This is a genomic window from Acuticoccus sp. I52.16.1 (assembly GCF_022865125.1).
GTDB lineage: Bacteria > Pseudomonadota > Alphaproteobacteria > Rhizobiales > Amorphaceae > Acuticoccus.
Map to the genome: position 1 here is coordinate 1,958,456 of NZ_CP094828.1, position 21,296 is coordinate 1,979,751.

19 protein-coding genes are annotated in these 21,296 nt (G+C 71.1%); 10 read left to right on the top strand and 9 right to left on the bottom strand.

Annotated features, from left to right (window positions below; translation table 11 throughout):
• Positions 1-3 precede the first annotated feature (3 nt).
• Together MRB58_RS08730 and MRB58_RS08735 are read right to left on the bottom strand one after the other, a co-directional pair.
• Positions 4-180, bottom strand: coding sequence for a hypothetical protein (locus MRB58_RS08730; RefSeq protein WP_244781329.1), 177 nt, complete (start codon positions 178-180; stop codon positions 4-6).
• 57 nt (positions 181-237) lie between these two features.
• On the bottom strand, positions 238-1,683 hold the full coding sequence (locus MRB58_RS08735) for a malonyl-CoA decarboxylase (RefSeq protein WP_244781330.1): 1,446 nt from the start codon (positions 1,681-1,683) through the stop codon (positions 238-240).
• Positions 1,684-1,755: 72 nt separating this feature from the next.
• On the opposite strand from MRB58_RS08735, the gene MRB58_RS08740 reads away from it, so the two are divergent.
• The gene (locus MRB58_RS08740; protein ID WP_244781331.1) at positions 1,756-2,346 is read left to right on the top strand and encodes an NUDIX domain-containing protein; all 591 of its coding nucleotides are present in this window, start codon (positions 1,756-1,758) and stop codon (positions 2,344-2,346) included.
• 13 nt (positions 2,347-2,359) lie between these two features.
• On the opposite strand, the gene MRB58_RS08745 is transcribed toward MRB58_RS08740, so the two are convergent.
• Positions 2,360-3,262, bottom strand: a complete 903-nt coding sequence (locus MRB58_RS08745; RefSeq protein ID WP_244781332.1) for a LysR family transcriptional regulator — start codon at positions 3,260-3,262, stop codon at positions 2,360-2,362.
• Between the two features lie 164 nt (positions 3,263-3,426).
• Between MRB58_RS08745 and phnA the strand changes: the two genes are divergently transcribed.
• The 7 genes from phnA (at position 3,427) to MRB58_RS08780 (ending at position 11,781) form a co-directional block, all read left to right on the top strand.
• The gene (gene phnA, locus MRB58_RS08750; RefSeq protein ID WP_244781333.1) at positions 3,427-4,701 is read left to right on the top strand and encodes a phosphonoacetate hydrolase; all 1,275 of its coding nucleotides are present in this window, start codon (positions 3,427-3,429) and stop codon (positions 4,699-4,701) included.
• Positions 4,698-5,996, top strand: coding sequence for an alkaline phosphatase family protein (locus MRB58_RS08755; RefSeq protein WP_244781334.1), 1,299 nt, complete (start codon positions 4,698-4,700; stop codon positions 5,994-5,996). Before phnA ends, MRB58_RS08755 begins: the two co-directional genes overlap by 4 nt.
• The gene (locus MRB58_RS08760) at positions 5,993-7,558 is read left to right on the top strand and encodes an ABC transporter substrate-binding protein (RefSeq protein ID WP_244781335.1); all 1,566 of its coding nucleotides are present in this window, start codon (positions 5,993-5,995) and stop codon (positions 7,556-7,558) included. Before MRB58_RS08755 ends, MRB58_RS08760 begins: the two co-directional genes overlap by 4 nt.
• 5 nt (positions 7,559-7,563) lie before the next feature.
• Entirely contained in the window at positions 7,564-8,454 is an 891-nt protein-coding gene (locus MRB58_RS08765; RefSeq protein ID WP_244781336.1) for an ABC transporter permease, read from the top strand.
• Complete coding sequence (locus MRB58_RS08770) at positions 8,451-9,362, top strand: ABC transporter permease (protein WP_244781337.1); 912 nt, start codon at positions 8,451-8,453, stop codon at positions 9,360-9,362. Before MRB58_RS08765 ends, MRB58_RS08770 begins: the two co-directional genes overlap by 4 nt.
• Complete coding sequence (locus MRB58_RS08775; RefSeq protein ID WP_244781338.1) at positions 9,359-10,939, top strand: ABC transporter ATP-binding protein; 1,581 nt, start codon at positions 9,359-9,361, stop codon at positions 10,937-10,939. Before MRB58_RS08770 ends, MRB58_RS08775 begins: the two co-directional genes overlap by 4 nt.
• A 75-nt stretch (positions 10,940-11,014) precedes the next feature.
• Positions 11,015-11,781 (top strand): IS5 family transposase gene (locus tag MRB58_RS08780; protein ID WP_244781339.1). Its coding sequence is split into 2 segments (ribosomal slippage): positions 11,015-11,324 and positions 11,324-11,781, totalling 768 coding nucleotides; the frame shifts between segments, so codons are not numbered across the junction.
• Here MRB58_RS08780 and MRB58_RS08785 read toward each other — a convergent pair.
• The 3 genes from MRB58_RS08785 to MRB58_RS08795 all read right to left on the bottom strand — a co-directional run bounded on the left by MRB58_RS08785 (position 11,778) and on the right by MRB58_RS08795 (position 15,544).
• Positions 11,778-12,665 (bottom strand): DMT family transporter, encoded by an 888-nt coding sequence (locus tag MRB58_RS08785; protein WP_244781340.1) that lies wholly within the window; start codon positions 12,663-12,665, stop codon positions 11,778-11,780. The genes MRB58_RS08780 and MRB58_RS08785 overlap by 4 nt on opposite strands.
• A 140-nt stretch (positions 12,666-12,805) precedes the next feature.
• A complete protein-coding gene (gene dmdD, locus MRB58_RS08790) occupies positions 12,806-13,615 on the bottom strand; it encodes a methylthioacryloyl-CoA hydratase (protein ID WP_244781341.1) in 810 nt (269 codons plus the stop codon).
• A 147-nt stretch (positions 13,616-13,762) separates the two neighbouring features.
• Entirely contained in the window at positions 13,763-15,544 is a 1,782-nt protein-coding gene (locus tag MRB58_RS08795; RefSeq protein WP_244781342.1) for an acyl-CoA dehydrogenase, read from the bottom strand.
• Positions 15,545-15,667: 123 nt separating this feature from the next.
• Here MRB58_RS08795 and MRB58_RS08800 point away from each other — a divergent pair, with 123 nt between their 5' ends.
• Positions 15,668-16,774, top strand: coding sequence for an AraC family transcriptional regulator (locus MRB58_RS08800; protein WP_244781343.1), 1,107 nt, complete (start codon positions 15,668-15,670; stop codon positions 16,772-16,774).
• Positions 16,775-16,808: 34 nt separating this feature from the next.
• On the opposite strand, the gene MRB58_RS08805 is transcribed toward MRB58_RS08800, so the two are convergent.
• Entirely contained in the window at positions 16,809-17,819 is a 1,011-nt protein-coding gene (locus MRB58_RS08805) for a M24 family metallopeptidase (protein WP_371747285.1), read from the bottom strand.
• A 259-nt stretch (positions 17,820-18,078) separates the two neighbouring features.
• On the opposite strand from MRB58_RS08805, the gene MRB58_RS08810 reads away from it, so the two are divergent.
• Entirely contained in the window at positions 18,079-19,011 is a 933-nt protein-coding gene (locus MRB58_RS08810; protein WP_256461711.1) for a LysR substrate-binding domain-containing protein, read from the top strand.
• Between the two features lie 16 nt (positions 19,012-19,027).
• Here MRB58_RS08810 and MRB58_RS08815 read toward each other — a convergent pair whose 3' ends face one another.
• Together MRB58_RS08815 and MRB58_RS08820 are read right to left on the bottom strand one after the other, a co-directional pair.
• A complete protein-coding gene (locus MRB58_RS08815) occupies positions 19,028-19,702 on the bottom strand; it encodes an alpha/beta hydrolase (protein ID WP_244781346.1) in 675 nt (224 codons plus the stop codon).
• Positions 19,699-20,610, bottom strand: a complete 912-nt coding sequence (locus tag MRB58_RS08820; protein WP_244781347.1) for a ring-cleaving dioxygenase — start codon at positions 20,608-20,610, stop codon at positions 19,699-19,701. The genes MRB58_RS08815 and MRB58_RS08820 overlap by 4 nt, the downstream gene beginning before the upstream one ends.
• Between the last annotated feature and the right edge of the window lie 686 nt (positions 20,611-21,296).

Genomic DNA, 21,296 nt, shown 5'->3' on the forward strand with positions numbered 1-21,296 from the left:
CGCTCAGCGCGGGGCGCGGGAGAGACCGCGCCGGCAGAAATCGCGCACCGCGCGGTAAGCGGTGCGCCGGGGCACGGCCACCGCCGGGCGCACGGCCGCGCGCGGCGTCCGCAGGGCGATCGGCCACGCCTCCCGCGCTATGCGCCTCAGCTCCTGGTGCTCGAAGTCGACAAAAGGCATCGTCCCATCCTCGTCCTGCTCATCATTCGCGCTTGGAATAAGTGAGCCGGATATAGGTCAGGCCGTGGGCGCCTCCGTGCTCTCCGTCACAGTGTCGCGCGGCGGCTCGTCCACCTCGCGCGTGTCCGTCCGGGTCGGCGGTGGGAGTTGCGCGGGCCCGCCCGCCGGCGCCCGCTCCGCCACCTTCACCGAGCGCGCCAGCTTCGACACCGCCGGCGCCACGGCGATCCTGCCCTCGTTGACGAACGCCTCGTGGTTCTTCTCCACCTCGGACAGGACGTAGCGGTAGTTGACCATCATGCCGTAGGCGCTGGCGAGACCGCGGGGCGACACGTCGCCGGCGAAGTTGATCTGCTCCAGCCGTGCCCCGTTGCCGAGATGGAAGCGCGCCACCGGGTCCCGGGGGCGCCCATGGTCCTTCGCCTCCAGCAGGTAATGCGCCGTCAACGGCACGAAGGCGGCCTCCGCGGCCTTAGCCTGGGCGGTGTTGTTGACCCAGCCGTCCTCCAGCGCCCTCAGCAGCGTGCGGGTCGCCTCGTCCACCGCGCTGGTCGGCCGCGCCGTCTCCTCGGAGAGCCATTTGGCGAAGCCCGGCACCGGCGACAGGGTGACGAAGTTCTTCAGGTTCGGCAGCTCGTTGGCGAGGTCCGTCGCCACTTGCTTGATCAGGAAGGAGCCGAACGAGATCCCCCGCAGCCCGTCCTGGCAGTTGGAGATCGAGTAGAAGACGGCCGTCGTCGCGCTCTGCGGGTCGATCGGCTCGCGCTCGCCCGACAGGATGGGGCCGATGGCGCGCGGGATCTCGGTCGTCAGCGCCACCTCGACGAAGATCAGCGGCTCGTCGCCCAGGCGCGGGTGGAAGAAGCCGAAGAGGCGGCGGTCCGGCACGTCGATCCGCCGGCGCAGGTCGTTCCAGTCGGTGATCGCGTGGACGGCCTCGTAGCGGATGATCTTCTCCAGCACGGCCGCCGAGGTCTGCCAGCTGATCTCCCGCAGCATCAGGAAGCCACGGTTGAACCACGCCGCGAACAGGCGCTTGAGGTCGTCGTCGACCGTTGCGAGGTCGGGGTGGTTGGACAGCCGGTCGATCAGCTCGCAGCGCATCGCCACCAGCGCCTGCGTGCCGCCCTGCACCTGGTTGAGGCGGCGGAAGATCTCGACGCGGCGCGGCTCGGCCGCGCGTTGCAATGCCTTCGCGGTGACGCCACTCGGCTTGTCGAGGTAGGCCTCGGCGGCCTCGGCGAGGCGCTCCGGCTCGGGACCATAGTCGGCCGCCAGGGTGCGGAAGACGAACGTGCGCCCGGCGCTGTCGAGGTCACGGTAGGCGCGCAGGAATTCCGCCGCACGCTCCAGCGACGAGGACTCGCCCCGCCCGTTGAGCAGGCTCTCGATCAGCTGGGCGAGATCGCGCCGGCTGGTGCGCCGTGGCTTGCGGCGCTCGCCGAAGAGGCGATTGTCCGTGATGGTGGAGAGCAGGTCGTTGATGACGCTGGTCTGTCGCATGGGTACGCTCCCGCGCGGCGTGGCACAAACTTGCCTTAGGGTATAGCACTCGGCGGACCGATGAGGATGCGAATGCCCGAACAGAGTTATAGCGTGCGGCACGTGAAGACGGCCTACTCCGGCTTCATGACCCTCGACCTTTATGAAGCGACGATCGAGTTGAACGGCCACGCCACCGAGATGGTGCGCGAGGTGCACGACCATGGCCATGGCGCGTGTGTCCTGCCGTTCGATCCGGAGCGCCGCACATGCCTCCTGGTCCGCCAGCTGAGGTTGCCCGTCCACGTGGTGGAAGGCAATGGCCTCATCCTGGAGGCGGCCGCCGGGCTGATCGACAAGGACGACGCCAGCCCCGCCGCCGCCGCGCAGCGCGAGGCCGCGGAGGAGTTGCGCTACCTGGTGCGAAACGTCGCGCCGGTGGGCACCGTCTACCCGATCCCCGGCATGGTGACGGAGCTGATGCACTGCTTCGTCGCCGAGTACGCCGCCGCCGACCGGATCACCGAGGGCTTCGCCGCGGACGAGGACGAGGTGATCGAGGTCGAGGAGTGGGGCCTCGACGACCTGTGGCGCGCCTGGAAGGACGGCCGTCTGCGCGACGGCAAGGCGGTCATGTGCCTCATGGGCCTGAAGCTCGACCGGCCGGAGCTCTTCACCGTCTGAGGCGACGATCGCCTCACGCGCCCGCCGGGATCGCCGGCGGTGCGGCGGGGGCGGCCTCCCACTGGCGCACCATCGTGCGGGCCAGCGTCTCGGCGGCGCAGCGGTTGGGGCCGTCGGGCGAAACGCCGATGGAGTAGACCGCCCCGGCGACGCGCAAGTCCGGCCAAGGCTCCACCAGGAGGCCCTGGGAGAGCTGTGGGCCGAGCAGCTCCAGCGGCGCCACGATGGCGCCGAGCCCGGCGAGCGCCGCCTCCAGCGCGACATAATAATGCGGGTAGACCTTCGCCGGGCGCGCCGGCCGCCCGCGGAACGCGTGCTGGCACCAGCGGGCGAGCTCGCCGGTGCGCGTCGCCGCGTCGACGAAGGGGAGGCGCGCCGGGTCGGTCACGTCGAGAAGGTTGGGCGGCACCAGGAGGCCGAGCTGCTCGACGAAGAGCGGCCGCGGCGCGAAGCGCGGCGCCAGTGCCTCCCCCCGCCGCACCACCAGATCGAACTGCAGTGCGTCCCAGTCCTCGGTGGTGTGGGTCGGGCGGACGCGGATCCCCGTGTCGCTGCCGGCGATATCGAGCCGTGGCAGGCGCGGGATGAGCCAGCGCATGGCGAAGGTGGCGGGAGCGACGACCGTCAGCACCTCCTGCCGGTCGCTGGCGAGCACATCGTCGAGTGCGGTCTCGATTTCCTCCAGCGCGCCGCCGACGGCCGCCGCGAGACGCTCGCCGGCCGCGTTGGCGACCATGCCGCCCCGCCGACCGCTGAACAACGGCCGCCCCAGCCACTGCTCCAGATGTGCGAGTTGCTTACTCACCGCTCCGTGCGTCACGGATAAATCATCGGCCGCGGCCGACACACTGCCCGTTCGCACGACACTCTCCAGTGCAATGAGAGATTTTATCGGCAGTATTCGTCGTTTTGTCATGTGAATTCATCTCACATTGCGCGAATTTATTTCCATTGCTTGCGAGTCGTCGTTGGCGCTACCTCGTTCCCCAACGCGAATGCGTTCTGTATTCTTGACGAACCTCCTTATACATCAAACACATGGCGGTTTGATTACGGGCGGTCGTGAGCGCTGGAGGATCAATGGCTCTCGCAATGGACACCGCCACAGGAACCCCCGCCGCCGAGGTCGAAGTCAACGGGCGCCGCTATGCGCTGCCGCACCGCCCGGTCGCCGTGATCTGCTACGACGGGTGCGACCCGGCCTACGTCGCCGCCGCGCGCGAGGCCGGCATCGTCCCGCACCTCGCCCGCATGATGGACGAGGGCTTCGCCGCCACCGCGCTCGCCGCGATGCCGACCTTCACCAACCCCAACAACGTCTCCATCGTCACCGGCGCGCCGCCGGCCGTCCACGGCATCTCCGGCAACTACTATTACGACGCCGCGACCGGCCGTGAAATCATGATGCTCGACGCGGAGGGGATGCGCGGCGGCACGGTGCTGGCCGCGCTCGCCGCGGCAGGCGTGCGCGTCGCGGCGGTGACGGCCAAGGACAAGCTCCTCAAGGCCCTCGCGAAGGACCTCGCCGGTATCGCCTTCTCCGCCGAGCGTGCCGACGAGGCGACCCTCGCCGCCAACGGCATCGAGGACGCCACCCGCCTCGTCGGCCGCCCGGCGCCGGAGCCGTACGTCCCCGATCTCTCGCTCTTCGTGCTCGACGCCGGCGTGCGGCTCATCGGCGAGGGGATGGCCGACGTCGCCTACCTCTCGCTGTCGGACCTCGTGCAGCACTCGCACGCTCCCGGCACGCCCGAGGCCAACGCCTTCATGGCGGCAGTCGACCAGCGCGTCGGCGCGCTGCTGGCGGCGGGGGCGGTGGTCGGCATCGTCGCCGACCACGGCATGAACGACATGGCCGAGGACGGCGGAGCGGCGCGGGTCACCTACCTCGCCGATCGCCTGGACGCCGCGTTCGGCGAAGGCCGCACCCGCGTCGTCTGTCCCATCACCGACCCGTTCGTGCGCCATCACGGCGCGCTGGGCGGTTTCGTGCGGGTCCACGTCACCGACCCGGCGCTCGCCGCCGCCGAGGTGCTGGCCGCGGTGGCGGCGATGGACGGCGTCGGCGAGGCCCTCTCCGGGGCCGAGGCCGCCGCCCGGTTCGAGCTGCCGCCCGAGCGCGAGGGCGACGTCGTGGCGATCGGCGCCCCCAACGTCGCGCTCGGGGCCCATGCGGCGGACCACGACCTCTCGGCCCTGGCCGGCACGCGGCTGCGCTCCCACGGCGGGCTCGCCGAGCAGCGGGTGCCGTTCGTCCTGTCCCATCCGCTCACCGACGCCTACCGCGCCAAGGCCGCCGGCCCGCTGCGCAACTTCGACATCTTCGACTTCGCGCTGAACGGGGTGCGCGGATGACCCGCGCCTTCGCCATCGTCCTCGACGGGTTGCGCCGCGACCTCGTCACGCCCGAAACGACGCCGCACCTGATGCGCTTCGCCGACACCGCGACGCGCTTCACCGCCCACCGCTCGGTCTTCCCGTCGGCGACACGCGTGGTTTCGGCCGCGTTCGCCACCGGCTGCCATCCGGCCCGCAACGGGTTGCAGGGCAACACCGTGGCGCTGATGGCCAACGGGCGGCTGGCGCTTCACGACGTCGGCAAGCCGGAGTTCTTCGCCACCAAGCGGGCGGCGACCGGCAGCACGCTCGACCAGCCCACCATGGCCGAGCGGCTTTCGGATCGCGGCGGCGTCGTCGTCTTCAACAACGTCTCGCCGGGGGCGGCCTACGCGCACGACCCGGACGGGCACGGCACCGTCTACCACCGCGCCGGCTCGCACGGGCCGGGCCTCGGCCCGGTCGCCCGCCCGCTCGCCGTCACGCTCGGCATCGACGGGGACGAGGCGATGGCCGAGCGTTTCGTCGCCGAGGCGGTCGACCCCGCCGGCCCGCACGGGCGCACCGCGCTCGCCGTCCTGTGGCTCTCCGAGCCCGACACCACGCAGCACGCCGCCCCGCTCGGCTCGCCGGACGCCCTCGCGGTGCTCCGGCGGGCGGACGCCGTCGCCGGCCGCGTCCTCGCCGCGATCGACGCCGCGCATCCGGCCGGCCCCGACGCGCCGCTCGTCGCCATCCTCTCCGACCACGGCCACCAGACGGTCGGCAGCGTGATCGACATCGACGCCTTCCTCGTCGCCGAGGGGCTGAAGGCGAAGGGCGCGGACGACGTCCTCGTCGCGCCCAACGGGACCGGCGCCCTCGTCTACGTCCACCCGGACGGCGCCGACCGCATACCCGCCATCGTCCGCGCGCTGGAGGCGGTGCCCTGGACCGGCGCGGTCTACGCCGGCGAAGAGCTCGCCCGTGTCGGCCACGCGCCGGTCGGCGGGCTCGCCGTCGCCGTTTCCATGGCGGCCAGCGACGCGCCCAACGCCTACGGCATCCGCGGCACCAGCGCCGTCGTGCGGCCCTGCGGCAGCAAGGCCGACCGGCTCGGCTGCGGCCAGCACGGCGGTCTCGGCGCCGGCGAGCAGTCTCCCTTCCTCATGATGCGTGGCGCGGGCTTCCGCCCCGGTGCCGCGCTCGGCGAGCCGACCTCCGCGGTCGACCTCGCGCCCACCATCCTCACCCATCTCGGCGTCCCCCACCGGGGGCTCGATGGGCGGGACCTCCACGCCACTCTGGAACCCATCGGAGATCAACGGCCATGACGACCAAGCCCTTCGCCCGGATCGACCGCCGCCGGCTCATGCTCGGCACCGCCGCCGCAGCGCTGTTCGCGTCGGCACCGCTGGCCCTCGCCCCCGAGGCGCGCGCCCAGGACCCCGTCAAAGGCGGCACCCTGCGCTACGCGACGCTCGGCCTCGACACCTCCGACCCCCACCGCCACACCGGCTCCATCGCCGTGCAGCAGCTCTATGTCGAGGCGCTGACCTCGATCGGTCCCGACGGCCGCGTCGAGCCCTTCCTCGCGAAGGGGTGGGACATCTCCGAGGACGGCAAGACCTACACCTTCACGCTGCGCGACGGCGTCACCTTCCACAACGGCGACCCGATGGATGCCGAGGCGGTCGCCGCCAACATCCGCCGCGTGAAGGAGAACGTCACCGGCGGCTGGCTCGCCTCCGCGATGAAGCTCGTCGAGAGCGTCAAGACCGAGGGCGACGACGCCGTCGTCATCACCATGAGCGAGCCCTACGCCCCGCTCGTGAACCTCATGTCCGAGCTGTGGATCGTCTCCCCCGCCTCCGAGGGCTGGGACGAGACCATCAAGACCCCGATCGGCACCGGCCCGTTCACCTTCGGCGAGTGGCGCCCGCAGGTGTCGCTGACCGCCCCGGCCTACGAAGCCTACTGGCGCGGCGACGACATGCCCTACCTCGCCGCGGTCGAGGTGAACCTTCGCGAGGACATCGACAAGGGCAACGCTCTGCGCGCCGGCGACCTCGACATCGTCAACGTCGACCGTGACGTCGCCCGCCGCCTCGCCCAGGACCCGGCGATCCGCACGTCGACGCTGAAGGACTCCACCTGGTACTTCGCCGCGTTCAACAACCGCAGCCCCCGCGCCCCGTTCGACGACCCGAAGGTCCGCGAAGCGCTGATGTACGCGATCGACAAGCGTGCCTTCATGCAATTCATCGCCCCCGAAACGGGCGTAGTCTCCAACCAGATGGTCATGCCCGGCCACGTCTACTACGACGCGGCGATCGGCGAGGCGGACGCGCACAAGGGTGCCGACCTCGACAAAGCGAAGGCGCTGCTGGCCGAGGCCGGCGTCGACCCCTCCACCATCACCATCGACCTCGTCTCCTGGCAGGAGAGCTACCCGCAGGTCGTCGTCCAGATGCTGCGCCAGCTCGGCTTCAAGGTGGAGCACTCCGCGCTCGACGACCTCGGCGCGCAGAACCGCCTCGGCCAGTACGACTGGGACATGGCGGTGATGGCCTCCGGCCCGCGTGCCGACATCTTCCTGCGCTACGTGCGGCTGATGAGCGACGGGCCGAACCCGGTCCTGTGGGGCGGCATCCAGGACGCCGAGCTCGACGGCCTCATCAAGGCCGCCGTCGCCGAGACCGACGAGGACGCCCGAAAGGCGCTCTATACCGAGGCCTTCCAGCGCGTGATCGACAACAAATACTTCATGGTGCTGGGTCATGCGCCGAACGCGATCGCCATGCGCGAGGCGGTGAAGGGCTACGAGCCGGGCTTCACCTGGTCGCCCAACTGGGTGAGCGGCGGCATCGCCCAGACCTTCCTGATCGAGGACTGAGGCCGGTGGCCCTCGCGATCAAGGCGGACGGGGCCCTCCCCGCCGCAGCGGCCCGCCGGGCGGGGGGCGGCCGCGTCCTCGTCGGCATCGCGGGGGCGGTCGTCTTCGCCATCATCCTCGCAGCGGTGTTCGCGCCGTGGCTCGTCACGCACGACCCGTTCGCGCAGGACCTTTTTCACCTCAACACGGCGCCGGGGGGCGAGCACCCCCTCGGCACCGACCATATCGGCCGCGACGTCTACTCCCGCCTCGTCATGGGGGCGCGGCTGACGCTGATCGTCGGTGCCGGAGGCGCGGCGATCGCCTTCCTGCTGGGCGGCGCGCTGGGGCTCCTCGGCATGGCGCTCGGCCGCTGGGGCGAACGGGTGGTCTTCGCCGTGATCGACCTCGTGCGCGCCGTCCCCGGCATCCTGCTGGCGCTCCTCATCATCGTCGCCGTCGGCGAGGGGACGGGGCCGGTGACCTTGGCGCTCGGCGTCTCGTTCGCGCCGTTCTTCGCCTACGTCGCGCGGGCGACGTTCAAGCGCGAGGCGGCGCAGGACTATGTACGCGTCGCCGGGCTCTTCGGCGGCGGGCGGCTGCATGTCCTGCGGCTGCACATCCTGCCCAACCTCTGCGGCAGCCTCGTCACGCAGGCGGCGATCATCCTGCCGCGCTGCATCGTGACCGAGTCGGTGCTGTCGTTCCTCGGCCTCGGCTCCTCGCCCGACGCGCCGACCTGGGGCCGCATGATCTCCGACGCCAGCCGCTACCTGGAAGTCTCGCCGCACGCGATCCTGGCACCCATCGCCGCCCTCGTCGCGCTGACGGTCAGCCTCCTGGTGCTGGGCGACGCACTGCGCGAGCGGCTCGACCCGCTGCGCGCCGGCGCCCTCCCGCCGGGAGCGGTCCGATGACGCGCCTCGGCGCCGTCGCCCTCGCCCTCCTGCGCATGGCGGTGCAGGCGGCGGGCATCGTCCTCGTCGTCTTCCTCTTGTGCCGCGTGGCGCCGGGCGACGCGGTCGACCGCATGGCCCTCGAGGGCGGGCTGACCGCCAGCGAAGAAGCCGAGTTGCGCAGCGAGATGGGCCTCGACAAACCCCTCCTCGTCGACCTCGCCAGCTGGGCCGGCCACGCGATCACCGGCGACTTCGGCCTCTCGCTGCGCTACGGCCGCCCGGTCGCCGACATGCTGGCGACCGCGCTCCCCACCACGCTCGCCCTTGCCGCCGGCTCCTTCGCGCTGGGGCTGATCATCGCGATGGGGCTCGCGGTGTCGGCCGCCGTCACCGGAAGCCGCGTGCTGGTGGGGTTCGTCAACCTCGTCAACATATGGTCCATCGCGCTGCCGACTTTCTGCGTCGGCGTGGTGGCGATCCTCGTCTTCTCCGTCTGGCTCGGCTGGCTGCCGGTGGTCGGCGCGCTGGCGATGCCGATCGTCATCATCGCGATCGACAATGCCGGGCAGATCGGCAAACCCCTCTTCGAGGAGCTGCGCGAGGCGGCGACCTCGGCCCATGTGCGCACCGCACACGCCAAGGGGCTCGGCCGGCCGCGCGTCGCCCTCTTCCACCTCCTCCCCACCGCGCTCCCCGTGGCGCTCGCCCTCTCGGGCCTGGTGCTGGCGGGGCTGGTGGCGGGGACGCTCACCATGGAGATCCTCTTCAGCCTGCCCGGTATCGGCAGCCTGATGCTCAACGCGATCCACGGGCGCGACTATCCCGTGGTGCAGGCCGCGATCACCGTCGTCGCCGTGGCGCTGGTGGTCATCAACGCGGTCATCGACATCATCCACCGCACTGTCGACCCGAGGCTGACGCGATGACCGACACCCCCCTCCTCGCCGTCGACGGACTGACGGTCCGCGCCGGCTCGCGCCCGATCGTGGTGGACGCGTCGCTGCGGCTCGCCCGCGGCGGCACGCTGGCGATCGTCGGCGAATCCGGTTCCGGCAAGTCCACGTTGGCCCTCGCGGTCACGGGCCTGCTGCCGCGCGGCCTGCACGCCGCGGCAGGCGCGATCCGCTTCGACGGTGCGCCGCTGCCCCTGAACGACGTCAAGGCGATGCGGGCGCTGCGCGGCCGGCGGATCGGCATGATCTTCCAGGACCCGATGGCCTCGCTGAACCCGTTCATGCGGGCCGGTCGTCAGATCGGCGAAGCGCTTGGCCGGGCCGGCGTCGCCGGGGCGGAGGCGCGGCGGCGGACCGAGGCGCTGCTGACCGAGGTGGAGCTGTCGCCGGCGCTGGCGACGCGCTACCCGCACGAACTCTCCGGCGGCCAACAGCAGCGCGTGATGATCGCGATGGCGCTGGCGGGCGCGCCCGACCTCCTGGTCGCCGACGAGCCGACGAGCGCGCTCGACCCCAACACCACCGCCGAGATCATCGCCCTGCTGGAGCGCCTGCAGCGGGATCACGGCATGGCACTCCTCCTCGTCAGCCACGACCTCTCCCTGGCGGCCGACGCCGACGACGTGATCGTCATGCGCGAGGGCCGCATCGTCGAGGCCGGCGCGGCCGCCTCGGTGCTCAACGCCCCGCGCGAGCCCTACACGCGCCGCCTGGTCGACGCCCGGCGCATGCTGAGCGACACGCGCGCGCCCGCCGCCCCCGCCGACGCACCCATCCGGGCCGCTGCCGAGCGCCTCGGCGTCGACTATCGCGGCGCCGGCCTCTTCGCCCGCCCGGTGCGGGCGGTGCGGAGCGCCGACGCGACGCTGCGCGCCGGACGCACGCTGGGCATCCTCGGCCGCTCCGGCTCGGGCAAGAGCACCTTGGCGCAGACGCTGGCGGCGATGCAGCGCCCCAGCACCGGCCGCGTGCAACTCCTCACCGCGACGATCACCGCGGACGGACCGCGGCTGCCGCGTGCGGACCGCCGCGCGGTACAATACGTCTTCCAGAACCCGCAAGGGGCGCTCAACCCGCGTCTGACGGTCGGCCGCGCGCTCGCCGAGCCGCTGCGCCTGGCAGGCCGGCAGGCCGGCCTCGCGGATCGGATCGCGGCGGCCCTCGGCGAAGTCGGCCTCGACCCGGCGATGGCGGCCCGCTATCCGCACCAGCTCTCGGGCGGCCAGCGGCAACGTGTGTGCATCGCTCGGGCGCTGATCTGCGAGCCGCAGGTGCTGATCTGCGACGAGGTCGTCTCCGCGCTGGACATGACGGTGCAGGCCGAGATCCTCGCCCTACTGGCCCGTCTGCAACGCGAGCGCGGCTTCGCGATGGCCTTCATCGGCCACGACGTCGACGTGGTACGCTGGATCGCCGACGAGATCGTCGTGATGTTCGAGGGCGCCATCGTCGACCGCTGCGCGCCGACGGACCTCGACGCACCGGAGCGCCACGCCGAAACGCGCCGCCTGCTCGCGCGGCGAACCCCACCGGCGCTGGCGGCCGCCTAGGTCGTGAACTCATGGTCCGGGATTCTCAAATGGTCGCGCCCATGATTCAATCTCCTGTCAGTCAGGAGTCGCGGTGTGGCACGTTACGATCTGAGCGAAGTGGAATGGTCGATCATCGAGCCGCTGTTGCCGCCGGCGCCGGCCGGAAAGCAGCGTGTGGACGACCGGCGTGTCCTCAACGGCATCTTCTGGGTGTTGCGGACCGGGTCACCGTGGCGCGACTTGCCGGCGCGCTATGGCCCATCGACGACGGTCTACAATCGCTTCAACAGATGGGCCAAGCGCGGCGTATGGCTGGCGGTGTTCGAGGCACTTGCTCGAGAAGAGCCGGCCGCGCTCCAGCTCATCGACAGCTCCATCGTGAAGGCTCACCAGCACGCAGCCGGCGGAAAAAAGGGGGCCCGGATCACGCCATTGGCCGTTCTCGTGGAGGACTGACGACCAAACTCCACGCCGTCGTCAACGAGCGGGGCCTGCCGATCCGCTTCGTAATCACGGCTGGTCAGGCCTCCGACAAGACAACAGCGCCGATCCTCCTCGACGGGCTCCCACTCGCACCGGACATCGTGGCCGACCGCGGCTACAGCGCCAAGGCGCTGATCGAATGGTGTGCGGCCAGAGGCGCCACCGCCCACATCCCGAGCCAGCGCAACGTTCGTGTTATGCGCACCGTTGCGCCACCGCTCTATCGGCTGCGCAACCTCGTCGAGCGGTACTTCAACAAGCTGAAGCACTTCCGCCGCATTGCCACCCGATTCGACAAACTCGCCCGAAACTTCATGGCCGCCGTCGCCTTGGCATCGACCCGCCTATGGCTACGACACCATGAGTCCACGACCTAGAGCGCGGCCGGCGACGAGCGCATCGCGATGGCGACCCCGCCCAGGGTGAGCGCGAAGGCGACCGCCGCGCGCGGCCCCAGCGGTTCGCCGAGCATGAGGGCGGTCGACACGGCGCCGATGATCGGGATCATCAGAAGGCCGGTCGAGGCGGTCGCGACCGGCAGCCGGCTCGCCGCCGCGAACCAGGCGAGATAGCACAGCGCCATCGGAAACAGCGCCATGTAGCCGAGGGCGGCGGCACCCCGGCCCGTCAGCGCCCCCAGCTCCGGCCAGTCGATCACCACGCTGGCGGCGATCATCATCGCCGAGCCGATGCCGATCAGCCACCCGGTGCGCACGGTCGGCGTCAGCGGCACGGGGCGGGGCAGCAGCACCGAGCCGAGGGCGAAGCAGATCGCCGCGGTGAGGGCGAGGCCGATGCCGGGAAGGTCGTCCGCCGCGCCGTCCGGCCGGGTCCCGAAGAGGACGACGAGCCCGCCGAAACCCAGCGCGATGGCCGCCCAGTCGGCGAGCCGCGGCCGCTGGCCGAGCAGCGGCCAGGCGAACAGCGTCGCCCAGATTGGCATCGTGAAGGTGACGAGCGCCGCCTCGGACACGTTGAGCCACAGGAGCGCCAGCGCGGTGAGCCCCATCCAGGCGAAGACGTTGGTGAAGGCCGCGACGAGGATGGGCCCGCACGCCGAGCGCGGCGGCAAGAGGACGTCGCGCCGGACCGCGCCGACGGCCAGGAGCCCGAAGGCGGCGACCAGACCGGCGGCACCACGCGCGAAGAGCGGCGGCCAGTCCTCCATGGCGATCTTGATCATCGGCCAGCCGAGGCCCCAGCCGAGCGCGGTCACGGAGAGAAAGGCCCATCCGAGGGGCTTCGCGTCGAGATCGGCCAAGGAGGGCTCCCCGCGCCCCACCGGCGCCGTTCGAAATGAGGGCGGACGCCCCCGCCCCCGTTATGCACGTTCCAGCACGCGCCCGCACCGCCGAGGCACGAGGCGGCGCCGGCGCCGGGACGGTTCGCCTCCGGGGCGGATCAGCCGGCGTTGGGGCGGACGCGGGCGGCGGTCTTGTCGGCGAAGGCGGCGAGGCGCTCGCGGGCGGCGGGCTGTGTGTTGACGACGCCCGCGACGACCGCCTCGGCATAAGCGGCATCGAACGAGGACATGTTCTGCATGTGGCTGATCGCCGAGCAGATGGCGAAGTTGGTCAGCGGCAGGTTGGCGGCCGCGCGGGTCGCGAGTTCCAACGCCTTGTCGAAGCTGGACCCCTCGACGCGGTATTGCGCGAGGCCGACGTCGATCGCCTCCTGGCCGTGGTAGACGCGGCCGGTCAGCATCATGTCGATCATGCGCGCCTTGCCGATGAGATCGGCGACGCGGATCGTGGCACCGCCACCGGTGAACAGGCCTCGCTGACCCTCGGGGAGGGCGAAGTAGGTCGTCGCGTCGGCGACACGCACGTGGGCCGCGCTCGCAAGCTCCAGCCCGCCACCGACGACCGCGCCCTTCAGCGCCGCGATCACCGGCACGCCGCCGTACTCCATCTTGTTGAAGGCCTCGTGCCAGCGCATGCAAAGGTGCATGAAGTCGGCCGGGCTGCGGTCGGCGTCGTGATGCTCGATGAGGTCGAGGCCGGCACAGAAGTGATCGCCCGCGGCGGTCAGCACCATAGCGCGGGCGCCGCGGCGCGGGGCGGTGGAGAAGAGCTCGACCAGTTCTTCGATGGTGGCCGCGTCGAGCGCGTTGCGCTTGGCCGGCCGGTTCAGCGTCACCACCCAGACGCCGTCCTCGCGGGTGTCGAGGTCGAGGTTGGTGAAGCGCAGAAAGTTCAGGACGGACGACATCGGGTGTTCCTTCGAGGAGTCGTTGCCGGCCCCGGCGGCGGACGAAGCGCTGCGGGCCGGCGAATGGAGGCGGCCGCACGGCAAAGGGTGCGGTCCGCGCGTCGGGGTTCGGTCGCCCGGCGTCGCGGCCGGGCGGGGTGCCGGCGGTCAGAGTGCGACCGCGGCGGCCTCCAGCATGCTCTCGCCGCCCTCGACGATGCGGTCGCGCATCGCCTCGGCATCGTTGAGGATGTGGTCGGCGTAGAAGCGGGCGGTGGCGATCTTGGCGGTCATGAACTGCGGGTCGTTGCCGGCGGCGAGTTCGGCTTCGGCCGCCAGCAGCGCCCGGCCGAGCTGCCAGCCGACCATGAGGTTGCCGGCGAGCATCAGGTAGGGGACCGAGCCGGCGAAGACGTTCTGCGGGTCGCGCGGCGTCTCCAGGACGACGAAGTCGACCACCGCCAGGAACGCCTCGCGCGCCCTGGCGAGGCGCCGGGCGACGGCGCGGGCGGCGAGCCCGTCGGACGCGTTCAGCGCCTCTTCGGTCTCGGCGATCATCTCGGCGATGCGGTAGGCGGTGCGGCCGCCGTCGCGCAGCGTCTTGCGGCCGACGAGGTCGTTGGCCTGGATCGCTGTGGTGCCCTCGTAGATCGGCAGGATGCGCGCGTCGCGGTAGTGCTGCGCGGCGCCGGTCTCCTCGATGAAGCCCATACCGCCGTGCACCTGGATGCCGCAGGACGCGACGTCGACGCTCATCTCGGTGGAGTAGCCCTTGACGAGCGGCACCAGGAACTCGGCGACGGCCTTCGCCTCGGCCCGGCGGTCCGGATCCTCGGCGTGGCGCGCCAGGTCCTGCCAACCGGCGGCGGCGGCGGCGAGCGCGCGGCACCCTTCGGTGACGGCCCGCATGCGCATCAGGAGCCGGCGCACGTCCGGATGGCGGATGATGGCGACGCTCTCGTTGGACGACCCGTCGACCGGGCGGCTCTGCACCCGATCCCGCGCATAGGCGAGCGCCTGCTGGTAGGCCCGCTCGGAGACGGCGATGCCCTGGATGCCGACGGCGAACCGGGCAGAGTTCATCATGACGAACATGATGTCGAGCCCGCGGTTCTCCTCGCCCAGCAGGTACCCGGTGGCGCCCTCGTATTCGAGGACGGCCGTGGGGCTCGCCCGGATGCCGAGCTTGTGCTCGATCGAGACGGTGCGCACCGCGTTGCGGGCGCCGAGCGTGCCGTCCTCGTCGACGAGGATCTTCGGCACCACGAAGAGGCTGATCCCCTTCACGCCCGCCGGCGCACCCGGAATGCGAGCGAGCACCAGGTGGACGATGTTCTCGGACTGCTCGTGGTCGCCGTAGGTGATGAAGATCTTGGTGCCGGTGACGGCGTAGGTGCCGTCGCCGCGCGGCTCGGCGCGAGTGCGCAGGAGCGCCAGATCGCTGCCGGCCTGCGGCTCGGTCAGGTTCATCGTGCCGGACCAGCGGCCGGAGACGAGGTTCGGCAGGTAGGTGTCCTTCTGCGCGTCGGTCCCGGCGGTCAGGAGCGCGTCAATAGCCCCATCCGTCAAAAGCGGGCAGAGGGCGAAGCTCATGTTGGCGGCGTTGAAGATCTCGCCGCAGGCGGCGCCCACGGCGCGCGGCAGACCCTGCCCGCCGTACTCCACCGGGTGCTGCAGGCTCTGCCAGCCGGTGTCGACGAACTGGGCGTAGGCCGCGGCGAACCCCTCCGGCAGGTGCACGCGCTCACCGTCGAAACGGGAGCTGGCGCGGTCGCCGCTGGCATTGAGGGGGGCCAGCACTTCGGAGGCGAATCGGGCGCATTCCTCGACGATCGCGCCCGAGGTCTCGAGCTCGACGTCGGCGAACTCGGGGAGCTGGGTCAGTTCGGCCCAGCCGGAAAGGTGCTCGATGGCGAACACCATGTCTTTTACGGGCGCCGCGAAAATCATGGGCCGCCTCCCCGCCATTGCGATCAGAGGCCGAACATAGTGATGCAGGCCGGGCCGAGACTATCGCTGTTTCGGACGCGCAATTTGCAAAAAGTGCCAAACTGCATCACGCTCGATCGGACCATGGCATCCCTGTCCGCCCGTCGCACCGTTCATCTGTCGACCGTGTCCTACGCCTTCGTGGAGGATTGGCTCGGCACGCTGCGCGCGCAATGCGGACCGGAGGAACTCGCCGTCCTCCTCGACCACGCCGGCCTGACGCCGCCCGAAGCGGACCCGGAGCTGGCCCGCGTCACGCACGACCAGATCGTCGGCCTCTACCAACAGGTGGTCCGCGAGACCGGCGACGAGATGATGGGCCTGTGGAGCCGGCCGATCCGCTCCGGCGCGCTGAAGCACCTGTGCACGGTGGTCTTGGAGGCGTCGTCGATCCTCACCAGCATGCATCGCTTCACCAGCTTCTGGAACATGCTGCTCGACGATTATCGCCTGGAGCTGGAGCGCGACAGCGAGGCGATCCGTGTCAGCCTGGTGCCGCGCGACGAGGGCCTCGCCCCGCACCGCTTCGGCCACATGCTGCTGCTGAAGCTGACGCACGGGATGATCTCGTGGCTCGCCGGGCGCGAACTGCCGCTGCGGGAGGTGGGCTTCGCCTTCGCCCGGCCGGATTTCGCCGAGGACTACCCGATCCTCTTCCCCGCGACGATCGGCTTCGACGAGGCGCATTCCTCGATCAGCTTCGACCGGGCGCTCGGCGGGTTGCCGGTGACGCGCTCGGCGGCGGAGATGCAGGCGTTTCTGATGCGCGCCCCGCGCGACTGGATCTTCACCGACTACAAGGAACATGCGCTGCCTCTCAGGGTCCGCGAGCTGCTGCACCGCTCCCGCCGCATGAGCTGTCAGCTCGAGGACGCCGCCAGCGCGCTGAACATGACGTCGCGCACCCTGATCCGGCGCCTCGCGGCGGACGCGACCTCGTTTCAGGGGATCAAGGATGGATTGCGGCGCGACATCGCGATCCGCGAGCTGACGCACGGCAGCAAGAGCCTGGAGGCGATCAGCCAGGACCTCGGCTTCGCGTCGGCGCCCAACTTCCACCGCGCCTTCAAGCAGTGGACCGGCAGCACCCCGGCGAGCTACCGCCAGCGCCACAGCGCGGCCGACGGCGCCCCCGCCGCGAAAGGCACCCGCGACGGCTCTCGCGCCGGCCTCGCCGCGACGCCCAACTGACGGCGCGGCCCGCCAGCCCTCCGGAGCCCGCGCCTCAGTCGACCACCACCAGTTCGCGGGGGAAACGCGTCAGCATCTCGCACCCGCCGGCGTCGACGCGCACGGTGTCGCTGATCGCCATGACGAAGTCCTCACGCGCCAGCGTCGGCACCAGATGGAAGGTCATGTTCTCGCGCAGGACCGTGCCGTCCTCCGGCCGCACTGCACGCGAGCAGCCCTCCGGACCGGAGGGGAAGCCGAGGCCGATGCTGTACCCCGTGCGCGAGCTGACGTGATTGTCGAGCCCGTAGCGCTCCATGGTGGCCCGGCAATGGCGGTCGATGTCACCGGCGGTGCGGCCCGGGCGGATCACTTCGGTGGCCGCCTCCAGCAGCGTCACCAGGGCCTCGGCACACGCCTTGTGCTCTTCGGTGGGGGTGCCGACGATCGCGCTGCGGGCCATCACCGCGTGGTGCCGGTCGACGCAGCCCGCCCCCTCGACCATCACCACGTCACCGTGGCCGATCGCCTTGCGCCGCCAGCGCGCGAACGATTGCGCCGAGCGCCGCCCGGCCACCACGACCGGCGGATGGCCCACATAGTCGCTCCCCGCGGCGATGGAGCCGGCGTAGAACGCGGCCGCAATGTCGTTCTCGGTGGCGCCGGGCCGGATCGCCGACAGCGCCTCGGTCATCCCCGCCTCGGCGGTCGCCGCCGCCCGACGCATGCGCTCCAGCTCGACCGGCCCCTTGACCCGCCGCCGGCCCTCGATCACCCCGTCGAAGTCCTCGAACTGTACGCCGGCCATCTGCACCAGCTGCCGGTGATCATGCACGCTCAGATAGTGCGACGTGGTCTCCAGGCCGACCCGGCGACCGGCCGGCAGCAACCCCGCCAGCACCGTCACCGCCAACTGGCATTCGCTGATGACGACGACCTCGCCGATGCCGGGATAGCCGCGCGACATGCGCGCGTCCGCCGTGCAGGTGAGGATCGTGGGCCATCCGCTCAGCGGCACGAACAGCGCCTGCATCGTCCCCTGACCGCAGGCGTGAAACCCGCTCAGTCAGAAAATATTTTCGCGATCGAAGACAAGAATCCCAGCCAGGCCGCGGCCTGCAATCTCACGCTGTATCAGTGTCAGGCGTTTCTGCAGCAACCCATGGTGAAATGATATTTCATCTCGCCAGGGCTCGCGCTCGTCTGCAAATGATCCTTCCATAGACACGATCGCGCGTGACCCTCTGCAACGGGAGTTGCAGTTTCTTTCATATCCGAACTATAGCTTCAAATTGCTTTTTCGTGGACTAGAGCAAACTATGGCTATGACCCCCCGGCAAGTAGAAGTCTTTCGCGCCATCATGCGCGCGGGGTCGGTGACGGATGGTGCCCGCCAACTTCACCTCAGCCAGCCGGCCGCGAGCAAACAGCTGCGTTTGCTCGAGGAAAGCCTCGGCTTTCCTCTGTTCGAGCGATCCAAGAACCGCATCGTGCCGACCTACGAGGCCGAGGCGCTCGCCGAGCAGATCGAGGCGGTCTACTCCGGCCTCGACGAGCTGGACCGGTTCGCCGCGGCGCTGCGGCACAACAACCACGGCGGCATCTCCGTCGCCACCCTGCCGATGCTGACCCACCGCTGGATGCCGGCCTTGCTCGGCGCCTTCGCGACGGAATATCCCAACGTCTCGATGTCGATCCCGGTCCGCAGCACCAGCTGGATCGTCAAGGCGGTGGCGGCCGGACGGGTGGAGATGGGCGTGGGGTTGCAGAACTCGGCGGAACCGACGCTGCAGCTGACCCGGCTGATGCGCCTCCCCGTCGCCTGCGTGATGGTGCCGGACCATCCCCTCGCCGCGCTCCGACGCATCGAGCCGCGCGAGCTGCGCGGGCATGACTGCATCACCCTCACCAACCTCGGCGCCAACCCGCTCGGCCTGCCGCCGGACCTCAGAGGAGATACGATCGGCGGGCGGCGGCGGCTCGAATCATTTTCCTCCGTCTTCGCGTGCGAGTTCGCCCGCGCCGGGATCGGCCTCGCCATCGTCGACGGCCTGAGCGCCATGTACTCGACCGGAGACGGGCTGGTGGCGCGCCCGCTCAACGTCGCCAACACCTTCGACATCGCGCTGATGACGCCGCGGCGGCGGCACCGCTCGCGCCTCGCGCAGATCCTGCACGCCCGCTTCGTCGAGGCGGGGGCCGCCACCGAGGCCACCGTCACCGGCTTCTTCGCCGCGCTCGACCCGGCGTCCGCCTGAACGCCGGGCTCGCCGCCTACGCGTTGAACGCCGCCCGCAGCCGCACGACGTCGGCCTCGACGAGGCCATGCATCGCCCCCGGCGCCACGTCGAGATCGACTTGCGCGCCCATCGCCGCCAGCACCGCCGCGCTCTCGCGTGCCCGCTGGGCCGGGATGTGCGGGTCCTGCGCATGCACGCTGATGCGCACCGGCAGCCCGGCGAGCGCGGCGTCGTAGTCGAACCGCTTGGGGTGGTGGCCGTAGAGCGCGTCCGTCGCCGGCCCGTCGTCGTCCGCGGTGCCGATCAGGCCGCCCGACAGGCCGAACACCGCCGCGAACGGGACGCCGCGACGCGCCGCATATTCCAGCGCCAGGCATCCCCCCTGGCTGAAGCCCAGGAGGACCGTGTCGGCGGCGCGGTAGCCCTCCGCCTCGGCCGCGGCGACGGCCCGGTCGACCGCCGCCAGCGCGGAGGTGACGAACGGCTCCATCTGGGCCGAGGGCGCCAGGAAGCTCGTCGGCCACCAGGTGCGTCCGGCGGCCTCGGGGGCGAAGACGGCGACGTCGGGAAAGCCGAGATCGGCCACCAGGCCGCCCATGTCCTCCGCCCCGGCCCCGCGACCGTGCAACCCGATCGCCGCCCGGCGCGCCCCGCCGTCCGTGGGGCCGAAGCGCGCCAGACGCCCCTGCGCATGGATATCCGCCGTCACGCCGGCACCTTGATCGGCGGCAGGATGTCCTCGATCCGCTGGCGATGCTGCTCGTACTGCGGCGGCAGCTTGAGCGCCTCGCCCAGCGTCTCGGGCGCCTCGTCCACCGCGAAGCCGGGGGGATCGGTCGCGATCTCGAACAACACGCCGCCGGGCTCGCGGAAGTAGATCGCGTTGAAGTACTGCCGGTCGATCACCGGCGTCACCTCGAACCCGGCCGCGCGCACCTTCTCCTGCCACGCGAGCTGCTCCTCGTTGGTGCGGGCGCGGAAGGCGACGTGATGGATCGTCCCCGCTCCCTGCCGGCCGGACGCACCCGCGGTCGCCCGCTTCAGGTCGACGAAGCTGCCCCCCTCGCCGCCGGCCTCCAGGCGCAGCCGGGTGGTCGCCCCGTCCGCCTCCTCGCCCACGTTCCGGTAGCCGAAGATGTCGCTCAAGAGCCGCGCGGTGGGCTCGACGTCGCTCAGTTGCAGCGTCACCGAGTGGAAGGCGTGCGCCGCCTCGGGTGCGCCATCGGCCTCGACGATCTCGACCGGCATCCCGTCGGGATCGCGCAGGGTGAGGATGCGCGCGCCGAACCGCTCGGCCGGCCCCTCGAAATCGACCGCGCCCAGCGCCAGGCGCTCCATCGCCGCGTCGAAGCCCGCCGGCGCGACCTTGTAGGCGACGGCCTCGGCCATCCCCGGCCCGGCGCGGCCCGGACCGGCGTCGACGAAGGGGAAGAAGGTCAAGATGGTGCCCGGCGAGCCGGCGGCGTCCCCATAATAGAGGTGGTAGGTGCCCGGCGCGTCGAAGTTGACGGTGCGCTTGACGAGGCGCTGACCCATCGTCTTGACGTAGAAGTCGACGTTCTCCTGCGGCGATCCGCAGATCGCCGTAACATGATGCAGTCCCACGATCCCAGTCATTGGCTCGGTCCTCCGTGCCGTACGGCGCGGCCGGGGTGGCATCGCGCCTGCCCGGCCGGCAATGATCCGCCCCACCCGGCGCCGCGACCGGCCCGAGACCGGCGGCGGCCCCGCGACGGGGGCGGCGTTGCGGCCAATATAGTGCCGGACAACCCCCGGATCTTGTTCACCAACAACTGAAACGCCGCCATCGTGGCCCCGGACGAGCGGCGACCGCGGCCGCGCGGCACCCCTCTCGTTCGCAGCCGGGCTGCCACAACAACAGGATAGCAGGCCGACCGAATCTTTCCGGTAGGCGTTCTTTCCATGCCCTTTCGCGACAGCAACGCACCCATGTTCCACCCGGCCCTTGCGCGACCGCGCCGGCAGGCCGACCTGCCACGGGTTTGGGCGCGCACCGCCCGCCGGCTCGCTTGCGCCGCGGCGACCGTGTGCCTCGTGGGCGCGGCGGCACGGGCCGACAGCGTCGTCTCCATCGAGGCGCCGCCTCGCCGAAAGATAGGCGGCGGCCGGCATCAGCTCGGCGGCCGTGCATTCCGGCAAGGGGGGCATAACTGTCATCGCGGGAACCACCGTCCTGACGGACCGCGGACCAGACCCCGCAGAGTCAGCGGCGTTTTATACCCTTTCGGTTAGTTTCCCGTGCCGGACGGATACGGGATCATCGCCGATCGGCGCGCCGGCCC